The following is a 13,744-nucleotide window of genomic DNA, read 5'->3' as shown; positions in this document are numbered from 1 at the left end:
CATCTCAGTTCCCCTTCAATGTAACAACACGATCCTTCCACATATTTTATATCTATTGATTGTCTGTTTTGTGATCCAAATTGTAGTACAACATATGTGTGTTGTACTACATTACGAGCATCAGAAGAATAATCTGAATGACGTTGGTACTTCAAAATAGCGGTGTTTTTCAGCGATCGCGGTAAAGTGTGGTTAAAACCTATGTTGAACAGGGCAAACCATGACTAAGACCGATCGCATCATCGTGACGTTGGGCAAACAGATTGTCGGCGGCAAGTACACCCCGGGTGCTGCATTACCGTCAGAAGCGGACTTATGTGAGGAGTTCGAAACCTCACGCAACATTATCCGCGAAGTTTTTCGCTCCTTAATGGCGAAGCGCTTAGTTGAAATGAAGCGTTATCGCGGCGCTTTTGTGCAGCCGCGTAACCAGTGGAATTACCTCGATACCGAAGTGTTGCAGTGGGTGCTGGAAAACGACTACGACCCGCGTCTGATTAGCGCCATGAGCGAAGTGAGAAACCTGGTCGAACCCGCCATCGCACGCTGGGCCGCAGAACGGGCTACATCAAATGACCTGGCGCGTATCGAAGGCGCACTCAACGACATGGTGGCGAATAACCAGGATCGTGATGCGTTCAACGAAGCCGATATTCGTTACCACGAAGCGGTGCTGGAATCAGTGCATAACCCGGTGCTGCAGCAGTTAAGTATCGCAATAAGCTCGCTCCAGCGTGCCGTTTTTGAACGCACCTGGATGGGTGATGAAGCCAACATGCCGCAAACGCTTCAGGAACATAAAGCGCTATTCGATGCGATTCGTCATCAGGATAGAGAGGCGGCAGAAAAAGCGGCGCTGACAATGATTGCCAGCTCCACCAAACGACTAAAGGAAATCACATGACATCACGCTACATCGCTATTGACTGGGGTTCGACTAACCTGCGCGCCTGGCTCTTCCAGGACGGAATTTGCATTGATAGTCGCCAGACCACCGCAGGCGTTACGCGCCTGAACGGTAAAACCCCAGAAGCGGTGTTCGATGAAGTCACCCAGGGCTGGCGTGAAAAAACTACGCCAGTGCTGATGGCCGGGATGGTAGGCAGCAATGCCGGGTGGAAAATAGCCCCTTACTTGCCGTGTCCGGCGCGGTTTTCTGATTTAAGCCAGCAACTGACCCCGGTGCTGGATAACGTCTGGATCATTCCCGGCCTTTGTGTCCAGAGCGACGGCAACTGCAACGTGATGCGTGGTGAAGAAACCCAGCTTCTCGGGGCGCGAACTCTAGGCCCGTCGTCGCTCTACATCATGCCGGGAACGCACTGCAAATGGGTTCATGCGGATAACGAAACGGTGCAGGATTTCCGCACCGTGATGACCGGTGAGCTGCATCATATTCTGCTGAACCACTCCTTAATTGGCGCAGGCCTGCCTGAGCAACAAACCAGTCGCGAAGCCTTCGAGGCCGGGCTGCATCGCGGTATCAACGATAGCGATTTGTTGCCACGACTTTTTGAAATACGGGCTGCCCATGTGTTGGGTGAACTGCCGCGTAGCGAAGTCAGCGAATTTCTTTCCGGGTTGTTGATTGGTAACGAAGTGGCGGCGATGACTCGTCTGTACGCTCCGGACACTCAACAGCCTGTCACCATTGTTGCTAATCCATCCCTGAGCCAGCGCTATGTCAACGCGCTTGAGTTGCTGGGTTACCAGGCGAAAGTGCTGGATGGCGACAATGCATTCCAGGCAGGAATAAGGAGTATTGCAAATGCAGTGGCAAACTAATCTTCCGCTCATCGCTATTTTGCGCGGTATTACACCGGACGAAGCACACGCACATGTTGCCGCGTTGCTGGGTGCGGGATTTGATGCGATAGAAATCCCGATGAATTCACCCAACTGGCAGCAAAGTATTCGCGCAATGGTTGCAGAATTTGGGCATCGCGCACTGATTGGCGCGGGTACCGTTTTGAAAACCGATCAGGTTAATGAACTGGCCGTCATGGGCGGCAAGCTGGTGGTGACGCCAAATACCCAGCCAGAGGTTATCCGCCGTGCCGTCGCCAACGGAATGACGGTCTGCGCCGGTTGCGCCACCGCCTCAGAAGCCTTTACCGCGCTGGATGCGGGCGCTCAGGCGCTGAAAATCTTCCCTTCTTCCTCTTTTGGCCCGGACTACATCAAAGCGCTGAAAGCCGTGCTGCCGCCAGAAGTACCCGTGTTTGCGGTTGGTGGTGTGACGCCTGAAAACCTGGTGCAATGGCTAAAAGCGGGCTGCGCTGGAGCAGGCCTTGGCAGCGATTTATACCGTGCGGGTCAATCTGTTGAGCGTACAACTGAGAAGGCGAAAGCATTTGTTAAAGCGTACAAGGAGGCTGTGCAGCCATGAAAATTACTAAATTAACCACTTACCAATTACCGCCGCGCTGGATGTTCCTGAAAATTGAAACTGATGAAGGCGTGGTTGGCTGGGGCGAACCGGTTATTGAAGGCCGGGCAAAAAGCGTTGAGGCAGCCGTTCATGAATTAAGTGAAATGCTGATTGGGCAGGATCCTGCGCGTATTAATGATTTGTGGCAAGTGATGTATCGCGGCGGTTTTTATCGTGGTGGCCCTATTCTGATGAGCGCAATTGCCGGTATTGACCAGGCGTTGTGGGATATAAAAGGTAAAGTATTAAATGCACCAGTCTGGCAATTAATGGGTGGACTGGTTCGCGATAAAATTAAAGCCTATAGCTGGGTCGGTGGCGATCGTCCATCAGAAGTGATTGAAGGTATTTCCGCATTGCGGAAAATTGGTTTTGATACCTTTAAATTAAATGGCTGTGAAGAAATGGGAATTATTGATAACTCCCGTAAAATTGATGCCGCTGTTAATACCGTTGCACAAATTCGCGAAGCCTTTGGCAATGAAATTGAATTTGGTCTGGATTTCCATGGCCGTGTCAGTGCGCCGATGGCGAAAGTATTAATTAAAGAATTAGAGCAATATCGCCCGCTGTTTATTGAAGAACCGGTTCTTGCCGAGCAAGCAGAATACTATCCGCGTCTTGCGGCACAAACCCACATTCCAATCGCCGCAGGCGAACGTATGTTCTCGCGCTTTGAGTTCAAACGCGTACTGGAAGCGGGCGGACTGGCGATTCTACAGCCCGATCTTTCTCATGCTGGTGGTATCACCGAGTGCTACAAAATTGCCGGTATGGCTGAAGCTTATGACGTTTCACTGGCTCCACATTGCCCGCTTGGCCCAATCGCACTGGCTGCATGTTTGCACATCGACTTTGTGTCCCGCAACGCGGTGTTCCAGGAACAAAGCATGGGGATTCATTACAACAAAGGTGCGGAATTACTCGACTTCGTAAAAAACAAAGACGATTTCAAAATGGATGGCGGTCACTTTATGCCATTAATGAAACCAGGCCTTGGTGTAGAAATTGATGAAGAAAAAGTCATTGAACGCAGTAAAAATGTAGCCGACTGGCGCAACCCTTTATGGCGTTACGAAGATGGTTCAATTGCCGAATGGTGAGGGTTATTTTATAAACCACCTGTAATACCTCAATAAATATAAAACACCCTCTGTATATAACAGGGCATGGTGGCTGGTATTGCCATGCCCAAATTCTGGAGACAGAACACGATGGATATTTCTGTAACCGCTACAAAACCTACGCGTCGTCGTTATGTGACGCTTATTATGATCTTTATTACCGTGGTTATTTGTTATGTCGACCGCGCTAATCTGGCCGTAGCCTCTGCCCATATTCAGGAAGAATTTGGTATTACCAAAACCCAGATGGGTTATATCTTCTCGGCTTTTGCCTGGCTTTATACTTTATGCCAGATTCCTGGCGGCTGGTTCCTTGACCGCGTCGGCTCGCGCATGACCTATTTTATTGCGATTTTCGGTTGGTCTGTCGCAACATTATTCCAGGGTTTTGCTACCGGATTAATGTCGTTAATTGGCCTGCGTGCGATTACCGGTATTTTTGAAGCCCCTGCATTTCCGACGAACAACCGCATGGTAACCAGTTGGTTCCCGGAACATGAGCGTGCGTCTGCGGTAGGTTTTTATACTTCTGGCCAGTTCGTCGGGCTGGCATTCCTCACGCCGTTGCTTATCTGGATTCAGGAAATGCTGAGCTGGCACTGGGTGTTTATTATCACCGGTGGCGTAGGCATCATCTGGTCATTTATCTGGATTAAGGTTTATCAGTCACCGCGTGCCAGCAAAGGCATCAATCAGGCTGAACTGGATTATATTCGTGATGGCGGTGGCCTGGTCGATGGCGATGCGCCAACCGAGAAAAAATCCCGCATTCCTATGACCGCAGCCGACTGGAAACTGGTATTCCATCGCAAACTGGTTGGCGTTTATCTTGGCCAGTTTGCGGTCACGTCCACGCTGTGGTTTTTCCTGACCTGGTTCCCGAATTACCTCACGCAAGAAAAAGGCATTACTGCGCTGAAAGCCGGGTTTATGACTACCGTTCCATTCCTGGCCGCCTTCTTTGGCGTGCTGCTTTCGGGCTGGGTGGCTGACAGGCTGGTTCGCAAAGGCTATTCACTGGGGATTGCGCGCAAAACGCCAATCATCTGCGGCTTGCTGATCTCCACCTGCATTATGGGCGCGAACTACACCAATGATCCGGTGTGGATTATGACGCTAATGGCCATCGCCTTCTTTGGTAACGGCTTTGCTTCAATCACCTGGTCGCTAGTTTCGTCGCTGGCACCGATGCGCCTGATTGGTCTGACCGGCGGAGTATTCAACTTTGTTGGCGGCCTGGGCGGGATCACCGTTCCGCTGGTTGTCGGCTACCTTGCGCAGGGCTACGGTTTCGCCCCAGCGCTGGTTTATATCTCTGCTGTGGCGCTGCTTGGCGCACTCTCCTACATCCTGTTGGTGGGTAAAGTAGAAAGGGTGGGATAAAAATCAGCAATGAATTACCCTGAGGCGTCCATCGCTTCAGGGTAAAACCATGACCAAACAACTCACTTTTGCATCTCGTCATCATCAACTCACCAACACCCATACCTGGACTCCAGATAGCCAATATCTGGTGTTTGATGTGCGCCCTTCTGGCGCGTCGTTTACCAGCGAAACCATTGAGCGCGTTAATATCAATACCGGCGAAGTGCAGGTTGTGTACCGGGCATCACTGGGTGCGCATGTTGGCGTAGTGACGGTAAATCCGCAGCAACCTGAGCGTTATGTTTTTATCCACGGCCCCGAAAATCCTGATGAAACCTGGCAGTACGATTTCCATCACCGCCGTGGCGTGGTGGCCGAAAACGGGATTGCAACCAATCTCGATGCTATGGATATCACCCCACCCTTTACCAAAGGCGCACTGCGCGGTGGCAGTCATGTTCATGTCTGGAGCCACGATGGTTCACGCCTGAGCTTCACCTATAACGACCACGTCATGCATGAATACGACGCGGCGCAAGATTTGCGTAACGTCGGCATTGCGCTGCCTTACGGGCCTGTGACACCCGCGAAGCAACATCCTCGTGAATATGACGGCAGCCATTATTGCGTGTTGGTTAGCCGCACGACATCCACGCCACAGGCAGGCAGTGATGACATAAACCGTGCTTACGAGGAAGGTTGGGTCGGCAATAATGGCTACCGCAAAGCAGATGGAGACCAACAGCGCTGGGCGCTGGCGTTTATCGGCGATACGCTTTCAGAAAGCGGCGACAAAGTGCCAGAGCTGTTTATCGTTGATTTGCCCGAGAATAAAGAGGCCTATTTTATTGCAGGTAGTGAGCCGATTGAAGGCACGCAAACTACGCTGCCTGCGCCACCTGCGGGTGTGCAGCAACGTCGCCTTACGTTTACTCACCAGCACTGCTATCCCGGTTTAACCCCGCAGCCACGGCATTGGGTGAGAAGCTCCCCGGATGGCAGTTTGCTGGCATTTTTGATGCGTGACGATTCAGGTGTGGTGCAGATGTATGTGGTTTCACCCAACGGCGGGGAGCCACGCCAGCTTACGCAGGGTAAAGATGACATTCAGTCGGCGTTTAACTGGCATCCTTCAGGGCGGGTTGTGGGCTTTGTGCAGAACAATCGGATTGTATTGTGCGATGTGAATAATGGTGCCATTACACCGCTCACGCCGCCAAATGGCAACGAGCCATCAGCGGATGCGGTGGTGTTTTCACCCGATGGGAAACAGGTTGCGTGGATGCAAGATGTCGATGGTTTCCGCCAGTTATTTATGACCCAAACAGGGCTTTAATTACTGAACGGGCGGGATCACAGAATTGGTCGCCAGGTTCTTGCTCTCGCTCGCTTCAACCCTGGATTTTAGTGATTTATCTTCACGGAACAGATCCCAGGGTAACAACACGGTATCCGCTACTGCGGTAAACGGCATATCGAGCGCGACAAATGGCTTGTATCCCCAGCTCGTTTCGCTGTCAGTCAGCATTTCGTAGCTTGCGCGAGTGCCGGGATAGGTTCCCTCTTGCCCACCTGTGTGAGTCATAACACTTGAACATCCACTGACTGTCAGAAGCCCGCTGCCCAGAATTATTGTTGGAAGATAACTTTTCATCATCACTGTTAATTTTCGTTAATAAGGGCCATTTCCGGCCTGGCTGCATTGGGTTATATCACCCATACAGAGAATAAAAACTGTGCGGTTGCCACTCTGTGGCGGCTATCGCAGATTAATCTTGTTTACTCCACAAGGAGTCTATGTACTGACAGCTAATGTCGCAAAAAATTTCCTTTTGTACCCTTGAAAAGCGTAGATAAGGACCGATTTTAGGAATGTAGCCAATAACAGTACGCCGTAAGGGTACTGGGTTCCTGAAGCCTGTCCATGATGGAAGGCAATGTTTGAGTCTCGCTGATTATCAGGAGTTTTAATTTATGCGTAATTTCGACTTATCCCCGCTCTACCGTTCTGCAATCGGGTTCGACCGTCTGTTCAACCTGCTGGAAAACAACCAGGGTCAGAGCAACGGCGGCTATCCTCCATACAATGTTGAATTGGTTGATGAAAACAACTATCGCATTGCCATTGCTGTTGCCGGTTTCGCGGAAAGCGAGCTGGAAATCACAGCCCAGGATAACCTGCTGGTGGTAAAAGGCGCGCATGCAGACCCGCAGCCAGAGCGCACTTATCTGTATCAGGGGATTGCTGAACGCAACTTCGAACGCAAATTCCAGTTAGCCGAAAACATCCACATTCGTGGCGCTAACCTGGTTAACGGCCTGCTGTACATCGACCTGGAACGCGTGATTCCGGAAGCGATGAAACCGCGCCGTATCGAAATCAATTAATTCTGCGGGTCGCATTAAGCGGCCCACACCAAAAATTTAACCAGACTTAGGCTTGCCGACAGGGAGCCTAAGGCTCATACCCGAGCAACTTCATGATGCAGGTAGGCGGCAATCGAATGAATCCCGATGAGCTTACTAAAGTAAGCGATTCGGGTGAACGAGAGCAGCCAACAACCCTGAATCTTGAAGGGCGATGGGTAAAACTCGCTTCATAGAAGGAGAATAACTATGCGTAACTACGATTTATCACCTCTGCTGCGTCAATGGATCGGTTTTGACAAATTGGCTAACGCCTTACAAACCAGCAGCGAAGGTCAGACATTCCCGCCTTACAATATTGAAAAAGGCGATGACAACCATTACCGCATTACGCTTGCGCTGGCAGGGTTCCGCCAGGAAGATCTCGAAATCGAGCTGGAAGGCACGCGTCTGCATGTAAAAGGGACGCCGGTAAAATCTGAAAAAGAGACCACCTGGCTGCATCAGGGGTTAGTGACTCAGCCATTTAACCTGAGCTTCACCCTCGCGGAATACATGAAAGTTTCCGGCGCGACCTTTACCAACGGTCTGCTGCACATCGACCTGGTACGCGAAATTCCGGAAGAAGTCGCACCGAAACGCATCGCCATCAGTGAACGCCCGGCGCTTAATAGTTAATAGTAGTAATCCCCTTTTGAGGCCCCATTTTATGGGGCCTTTTTTGTGCTCTGCGCCCCATTAACTCCCCTGCCTCTCTGCCAGAATCCTTGTTAACAATAATGTTATTCACAGGGAATTCTTAAATGAGTGGAATAGCGTTAACCGTCAGTATGTTGGCATTGGTCGCAGTCGTGGGCTTGTGGATTGGTAACATCAAAATTCGCGGCGTCGGGTTTGGCATCGGAGGTGTGTTGTTCGGCGGGATTATCGTCGGCCATTTTATCAATCAGGCGGGAGTCAACCTGAATGGCGATATGCTTCATTTCATTCAAGAATTTGGCCTGATTCTTTTCGTTTACACCATCGGCATTCAAGTGGGGCCAGGTTTCTTCTCGTCATTACGGGTTTCCGGCCTGCGCCTTAATCTCTTTGCATTGCTGATTGTGGTGATTGGCGCGCTGGTTACGGCACTCATCTATAAAATTTTCGATGTTCCGTTACCGGTGGTGCTTGGGATTTTCTCGGGTGCGGTAACGAATACTCCGGCACTCGGTGCGGGCCAGCAAATTCTGACCGATCTCGGCACGCCTGCGGAGTTGGTGGATAAAATGGGGATGAGCTACGCGATGGCCTATCCCTTCGGCATTTGCGGAATTTTGCTCACCATGTGGCTAATTCGTATGGCTTTTCGCATCAATGTCGATCAAGAAGCGCAGCGTTTTGATAGCAGCTCAGGGCAATATCACGCACAACTCCAGACGATGAATATCTGCGTTGCCAACCCGAATCTCAACGGATTACCGATTCAGGATGTTCCGGTACTCAATAGCGACACCATTATCTGCTCGCGCCTGAAACGCGGTGAATTGCTGATGGTGCCAGCGCCTGGCACTGTTATTCAAACCGGAGATTTATTGCACCTGGTCGGCCAGGAAAAAGATCTGCACTCCGCATTGCTGGTGATTGGCCAGCAGGTGGATACCTCACTTTCCACACGTGGCACTGATTTACGTGTGGAGCGCGTGGTGGTGACGAACGAGAAAGTGCTCGGCAAGAAAATCCGCGACCTGCATTTAAAACAAAAGTATGACGTGGTGATTTCACGCCTGAATCGTGCGGGCGTCGAGCTGGTTGCCAGCAGCAATGCCAGCCTGCAATTTGGCGATATCCTCAATCTGGTGGGCCGTCCGGAATCCATAGAGGCGGTGGCGGCAGAGGTGGGGAACGCGCAGCAAAAACTCCAGCAGGTGCAAATGCTGCCGGTGTTTATCGGTATTGGGCTTGGCGTGCTGCTCGGTTCTATCCCGCTGTTTATTCCGGGCTTCCCGGTTGCACTGCGTCTCGGATTAGCGGGCGGGCCGCTGATTATGGCAATTATCCTGGGGAGAATCGGAAGCATCGGCAAGCTGTATTGGTTTATGCCACCGAGTGCGAATCTGGCGCTGCGGGAATTGGGGATTGTGCTGTTTCTGGCGGTCGTCGGTTTAAAATCTGGCGGTGATTTTATCGGTACCTTGCTGCATGGTGACGGTGTGAGCTGGATTGGCTACGGCATTCTGATTACCGGCATTCCACTACTGGTCACGGCGTTGGTTGCCCGGCTCCTCGCCAAAATGAATTACCTGACGCTGTGCGGCATGCTGGCCGGTTCGATGACCGATCCGCCCGCTCTGGCCTTCGCAAATGGTTTGCACGCGACCAGTGGTGCCGCAGCACTCTCTTACGCCACGGTTTATCCGTTGGTGATGTTCCTGCGCATTATCACGCCGCAGCTTCTGGCCGTACTGTTCTGGATGTAATGACGATGAATGCCAGCGCTTACAGGTGTACCCGGCGTAAATGGTAATCCACCTGGTATTCGCTGGCATTCCGGAACATCACGGAATAATTCACATAGTCACCGCTGTCGCTATATGACAGCGATGTGATACGCAGAATAGGAGTTAGCTCATCAATGTTGAGCAATTTCGCCATCTTCTTGTCTGCTAATACCGGCGTCAGGCTTTCATAGTTACCGCACACGATAATGTGGCACTCATCCTCGATATAACTGAATTTTGAACCTTCCAGATGTGCGATGGACAAATTACGGAATAATTTCAACGGCATATAGCTGTCTTCTACCATCAGCGGTTTGCCATCTACCGAGCGCACCCGGCGCGAGAAATAGATCCGTTCATCAATATTAATGCGCAACTGACTGGCGATGGCGGGCGGTGCGGGCATTATCAGAAACTCCAGCACATTACTCACCACCTCTTTGCCCTGGTTGCGCATCACCTCAATAAAACCCGTCAGGTTGCTGGTTTCGTGGTGAACGTCTTTATTCGCCACGTAGGTGCCGCTGCCGTGGCGGCGCACAACTAACCCCCAGCTCACCAGTAAATCTATAGCCTTGCGTAAAGTCATTCTTGATACGCCGAACTCGCTCGCCAGACGCTTTTCAGAAGGCAATGGGCTGCCAATATTGTAATCCGCTGAATTAAGCCGGATGCGTAACCTGTCAGCGATAGATTTATAGATCACCTGTAGACCTCTTAATAACTTCGCGCTGGGCTTAATAAACCCTCGTTCCATTAATCAATTATCTGATTTAAAAGATTTTAATTTCGCATTCACCTAATGAATTAGAAAGGAAAAATCACCGTGTCTAGTTATTAATCAAAAAGTAGACAACTTACACCAAATAAAAACTATGAAAGCGATCACGAATCGGTGCGACGGGCAACGATAAGTCACCTGCGTCTCCCTACTCTCAGTCTCAGGCCAGCGTTAAAAAATAAGGCCATTTACCCTACAGGTTGTTACGTGAGGATTTAAAAATGCTCAGTCAAATACAACGTTTTGGTGGCGCAATGTTTACCCCGGTTTTGTTGTTTCCGTTCGCCGGGATTGTCGTCGGTATCGCCATCATGCTGCGCAATCCGATGTTCGTCGGTGAAGCGCTCACCGCCCCCGATAACTTATTCGCGCAAATTGTTCACATTATTGAAGAAGGTGGCTGGACGGTATTCCGTAATATGCCGCTGATTTTTGCCGTCGGCTTACCGATTGGCCTCGCTAAGCAAGCGCAGGGCCGTGCTTGCTTAGCGGTGCTGGTGAGCTTTATGACCTGGAACTACTTCATCAACGCCATGGGGATGACCTGGGGCCATTATTTCGGTGTCGATTTCAACGCCGATCCGGTGGCGGGATCTGGGCTAACCATGATTGCCGGGATCAAAACGCTTGATACCAGCATCATCGGCGCGATTGTTATCTCCGGGTTTGTCACGGCTATCCACAACCGCTATTTCGAAAAACAACTCCCTGTCTTTCTCGGTATCTTCCAGGGCAGTTCATTTGTCGTGATTGTCGCTTTCTTCGCCATGATCCCTTGCGCCTGGTTTACCCTGTTTGGGTGGCCAAAAGTGCAAATGGGTATTGAATCCCTCCAGGAATTCTTGCGCAGCGCCGGTTCGCTTGGCGTCTGGGTGTATACGTTCCTGGAACGCATTCTGATTCCAACCGGCCTGCATCACTTTATCTACGGTCCGTTTATCTTTGGCCCGGCGGTCGTGGAAGGGGGCATTCAGGTTTACTGGGCGCAGCATTTACAGGAGTTCAGCCAAAGCACGCTGCCGCTGAAAACGCTGTTCCCGGAAGGAGGATTTGCACTGCACGGTAACTCCAAGATATTTGGTTGCCTGGGAATTGCTCTCGCGCTGTACGCCACTTCTGCTCCTGAAAACCGCGTGAAAGTCGCAGGCTTGCTGATACCCGCAACACTCACCGCGATGCTAGTGGGCATTACCGAACCGCTTGAATTTACCTTCCTGTTTATCTCGCCGGTTTTATTTGCCGTCCATGCATTCCTCGCCGCAACGATGGCGACCGTGATGTACATGTGTGGCGTGGTGGGCAACATGGGTGGCGGGCTTCTCGACCAGTTCCTGCCGCAAAACTGGATACCGATGTTCCACAACCACGCGTCGATGATGTTTATCCAGATTGGTATCGGTCTGGCCTTCACCGGCATCTACTTTGTGGTGTTCCGCACCCTAATCTTGCGCTTCAACCTGAAAACGCCAGGCCGTGAAGAGAGTGAGATCAAGCTGTACAGCAAAGCGGATTACCAGGCGTCCCGCAGTCAGACAACGGCTGCTGCCACCAAAGAAACCAAACAAGGCCAGGCTGCTGGCATCCTCGAAGCGCTGGGCGGTACTGGCAACATTCTTAGCGTCAATAACTGTGCGACTCGCTTACGCATCACCCTTGCGGATATGGCGCAGACGCAAAGCGACGACATTTTCAAAGCGCTGGGAGCCCACGGAGTGGTGCGACGCGGCAACGGTATTCAGGTGATTGTGGGCCTGCATGTCCCGCAAGTCCGAGACCAACTTGAAACCCTGATGAAAGACACTTCTTTGACCGAACTTAAATCCATGACGGAGGCAGTATCATGAAAAAATTCTCTGTAGTAGTAGCCGGTGGCGGCAGCACATTCACTCCTGGTATCGTATTGATGTTACTGGCAAACCAGCACCGCTTCCCGCTGCGCGCCCTGAAGTTCTATGACAACGATGGCGCACGTCAGGAAACGATTGCAGAAGCGTGCAAAGTCATCCTCAAAGAGCAGGCTCCTGAAATCGAGTTCAGCTATACCACCGATCCGAAAGAAGCCTTTACCGATGTGGACTTCGTGATGGCGCACATCCGTGTGGGTAAGTACCCGATGCGTGAAAAAGACGAGAAAATCCCACTGCGCCACGGTGTACTGGGTCAGGAAACCTGCGGTCCAGGCGGGATTGCCTACGGCATGCGCTCCATCGGCGGGGTATTAGAGCTGGTTGATTTCATGGAAAAATATTCGCCAAACGCCTGGATGCTTAACTATTCCAACCCGGCGGCGATTGTGGCTGAAGCCACGCGTAAACTGCGTCCGAACGCGAAGATTCTCAACATTTGCGATATGCCAATCGGCATTGAAAGCCGCATGGCGCAAATCGCTGGCCTGAAAGATCGTAAAGAGATGCGCGTACGTTATTACGGCCTCAACCACTTTGGCTGGTGGACATCAATCGAGGATAAAAATGGCAATGATTTGATGCCGAAGATCCGCGAACATGTGGCTAAATTTGGTTATGTTCCACCATCAGATGAGCATGGGACTGAAGCAAGCTGGAATGACACATTCTCTAAAGCAAAAGACGTATGGGCTTTAGACCCGAGCACCTTCCCGAATACTTATCTGAAATATTATCTGTTCCCGGATTATGTCGTTGAGCACTCCAACCCGGAACACACTCGCGCCAACGAAGTGATGGAACACCGCGAAAAACATGTGTTTGGTTCCTGTAATGCCATCATTCAGGCCGGGAAATCATCGGCTGGGGAACTTGAGATTGACGAACATGCGTCGTACATCGTCGATCTGGCGGCGGCAATTGCCTTTAACACACAAGAACGCATGCTTTTGATTGTGCCGAACAACGGCGCGATTAATAACTTTGACCCGGAAGCGATGGTCGAAATTCCATGTCTGGTCGGTAAAAGCGGGCCGGAACCGCTGGTTGTCGGCAACATTCCGCAATTCCAGAAAGGGTTGATGAGCCAGCAGGTGGCGGTAGAAAAACTGGTGGTCGAAGCCTGGGAAGAAGGCTCTTACGTGAAGTTATGGCAGGCGATTACGCTGTCGAAAACCGTGCCAAGTGCATCGGTTGCCAAAGCCATTCTTGATGATTTGATTGAGGCAAACAAAGAGTACTGGCCTGAACTGAAGTAACGGTGGACTGGAGTAAGGGGTCCCCCTTACTCC

13 protein-coding genes are annotated in these 13,744 nt (G+C 51.2%); 11 read left to right on the top strand and 2 right to left on the bottom strand.

Annotated elements, in window-relative coordinates:
- Positions 1–220: 220 nt before the first annotated feature.
- From dgoR to AC0IWZ_RS20955, 6 genes are all read left to right on the top strand, one after another.
- The gene (dgoR, locus tag AC0IWZ_RS20980) at positions 221–904 is read left to right on the top strand and encodes a D-galactonate utilization transcriptional regulator DgoR (protein WP_034499780.1); all 684 of its coding nucleotides are present in this window, start codon (positions 221–223) and stop codon (positions 902–904) included.
- Positions 901–1,785 (top strand): 2-dehydro-3-deoxygalactonokinase, encoded by an 885-nt coding sequence (locus AC0IWZ_RS20975; RefSeq protein WP_471678544.1) that lies wholly within the window; start codon positions 901–903, stop codon positions 1,783–1,785. Before dgoR ends, AC0IWZ_RS20975 begins: the two co-directional genes overlap by 4 nt.
- Complete coding sequence (locus AC0IWZ_RS20970; RefSeq protein ID WP_471678545.1) at positions 1,769–2,389, top strand: 2-dehydro-3-deoxy-6-phosphogalactonate aldolase; 621 nt, start codon at positions 1,769–1,771, stop codon at positions 2,387–2,389. The genes AC0IWZ_RS20975 and AC0IWZ_RS20970 overlap by 17 nt, the downstream gene beginning before the upstream one ends.
- Entirely contained in the window at positions 2,386–3,534 is a 1,149-nt protein-coding gene (gene dgoD, locus AC0IWZ_RS20965) for a galactonate dehydratase (RefSeq protein WP_471678546.1), read from the top strand. The genes AC0IWZ_RS20970 and dgoD overlap by 4 nt, the downstream gene beginning before the upstream one ends.
- Positions 3,535–3,600: 66 nt before the next feature.
- Positions 3,601–4,938, top strand: coding sequence for an MFS transporter (locus tag AC0IWZ_RS20960; protein ID WP_072011225.1), 1,338 nt, complete (start codon positions 3,601–3,603; stop codon positions 4,936–4,938).
- 49 nt (positions 4,939–4,987) lie between these two features.
- A complete protein-coding gene (locus AC0IWZ_RS20955) occupies positions 4,988–6,256 on the top strand; it encodes a DUF3748 domain-containing protein (RefSeq protein ID WP_471678547.1) in 1,269 nt (422 codons plus the stop codon).
- Here AC0IWZ_RS20955 and AC0IWZ_RS20950 read toward each other — a convergent pair whose 3' ends face one another.
- Positions 6,257–6,577: a YceK/YidQ family lipoprotein gene (locus AC0IWZ_RS20950; RefSeq protein WP_034499761.1), complete on the bottom strand. Its 321-nt coding sequence runs from the start codon at positions 6,575–6,577 to the stop codon at positions 6,257–6,259. It abuts the gene before it with no gap.
- 317 nt (positions 6,578–6,894) lie between these two features.
- Between AC0IWZ_RS20950 and ibpA the strand changes: the two genes are divergently transcribed.
- The 3 genes from ibpA (at position 6,895) to AC0IWZ_RS20935 (ending at position 9,746) form a co-directional block, all read left to right on the top strand.
- Positions 6,895–7,308 carry a small heat shock chaperone IbpA gene (gene ibpA, locus AC0IWZ_RS20945; RefSeq protein ID WP_034499759.1) on the top strand — a complete coding sequence of 138 codons (414 nt, stop codon included), beginning with the start codon at positions 6,895–6,897 and terminating at the stop codon, positions 7,306–7,308.
- A gap of 228 nt (positions 7,309–7,536) precedes the next feature.
- The gene (gene ibpB, locus AC0IWZ_RS20940; protein WP_034499757.1) at positions 7,537–7,965 is read left to right on the top strand and encodes a small heat shock chaperone IbpB; all 429 of its coding nucleotides are present in this window, start codon (positions 7,537–7,539) and stop codon (positions 7,963–7,965) included.
- Positions 7,966–8,090: 125 nt separating this feature from the next.
- Positions 8,091–9,746, top strand: coding sequence for a putative transporter (locus tag AC0IWZ_RS20935; RefSeq protein WP_259268109.1), 1,656 nt, complete (start codon positions 8,091–8,093; stop codon positions 9,744–9,746).
- 19 nt (positions 9,747–9,765) lie between these two features.
- Here AC0IWZ_RS20935 and AC0IWZ_RS20930 read toward each other — a convergent pair whose 3' ends face one another.
- On the bottom strand, positions 9,766–10,473 hold the full coding sequence (locus AC0IWZ_RS20930; RefSeq protein WP_034499752.1) for a GntR family transcriptional regulator: 708 nt from the start codon (positions 10,471–10,473) through the stop codon (positions 9,766–9,768).
- Between the two features lie 296 nt (positions 10,474–10,769).
- Here AC0IWZ_RS20930 and AC0IWZ_RS20925 point away from each other — a divergent pair, with 296 nt between their 5' ends.
- Both AC0IWZ_RS20925 and AC0IWZ_RS20920 read left to right on the top strand, forming a co-directional pair.
- Positions 10,770–12,392 carry an alpha-glucoside-specific PTS transporter subunit IIBC gene (locus AC0IWZ_RS20925; RefSeq protein WP_034499750.1) on the top strand — a complete coding sequence of 541 codons (1,623 nt, stop codon included), beginning with the start codon at positions 10,770–10,772 and terminating at the stop codon, positions 12,390–12,392.
- Positions 12,389–13,711 carry a 6-phospho-alpha-glucosidase gene (locus AC0IWZ_RS20920; RefSeq protein ID WP_410373186.1) on the top strand — a complete coding sequence of 441 codons (1,323 nt, stop codon included), beginning with the start codon at positions 12,389–12,391 and terminating at the stop codon, positions 13,709–13,711. Before AC0IWZ_RS20925 ends, AC0IWZ_RS20920 begins: the two co-directional genes overlap by 4 nt.
- The last annotated feature ends 33 nt before the right edge of the window (positions 13,712–13,744 follow it).

The organism is Buttiauxella sp. AC142 (assembly GCF_979253435.1).
This window is presented reverse-complemented; position numbering and strand designations above follow the sequence as displayed.

Excerpts from the sequence above, each read along its gene's own strand:
- AC0IWZ_RS20955 (WP_471678547.1), top strand. The coding sequence starts at position 4,988 with ATGACCAAACAACTCACTTTTGCATCTCGTCATCATCAACTCACCAAC.
- AC0IWZ_RS20925 (WP_034499750.1), top strand. The coding sequence starts at position 10,770 with ATGCTCAGTCAAATACAACGTTTTGGTGGCGCAATGTTTACCCCGGTT.
- dgoD (WP_471678546.1), top strand. The coding sequence starts at position 2,386 with ATGAAAATTACTAAATTAACCACTTACCAATTACCGCCGCGCTGGATG.
- ibpB (WP_034499757.1), top strand. The coding sequence starts at position 7,537 with ATGCGTAACTACGATTTATCACCTCTGCTGCGTCAATGGATCGGTTTT.
- AC0IWZ_RS20960 (WP_072011225.1), top strand. The coding sequence starts at position 3,601 with ATGGTGGCTGGTATTGCCATGCCCAAATTCTGGAGACAGAACACGATG.
- dgoR (WP_034499780.1), top strand. The coding sequence starts at position 221 with ATGACTAAGACCGATCGCATCATCGTGACGTTGGGCAAACAGATTGTC.
- AC0IWZ_RS20920 (WP_410373186.1), top strand. The coding sequence starts at position 12,389 with ATGAAAAAATTCTCTGTAGTAGTAGCCGGTGGCGGCAGCACATTCACT.
- AC0IWZ_RS20935 (WP_259268109.1), top strand. The coding sequence starts at position 8,091 with ATGAGTGGAATAGCGTTAACCGTCAGTATGTTGGCATTGGTCGCAGTC.
- AC0IWZ_RS20950 (WP_034499761.1), bottom strand. The coding sequence starts at position 6,577 with ATGATGAAAAGTTATCTTCCAACAATAATTCTGGGCAGCGGGCTTCTG.
- AC0IWZ_RS20970 (WP_471678545.1), top strand. The coding sequence starts at position 1,769 with ATGCAGTGGCAAACTAATCTTCCGCTCATCGCTATTTTGCGCGGTATT.
- ibpA (WP_034499759.1), top strand. The coding sequence starts at position 6,895 with ATGCGTAATTTCGACTTATCCCCGCTCTACCGTTCTGCAATCGGGTTC.
- AC0IWZ_RS20975 (WP_471678544.1), top strand. The coding sequence starts at position 901 with ATGACATCACGCTACATCGCTATTGACTGGGGTTCGACTAACCTGCGC.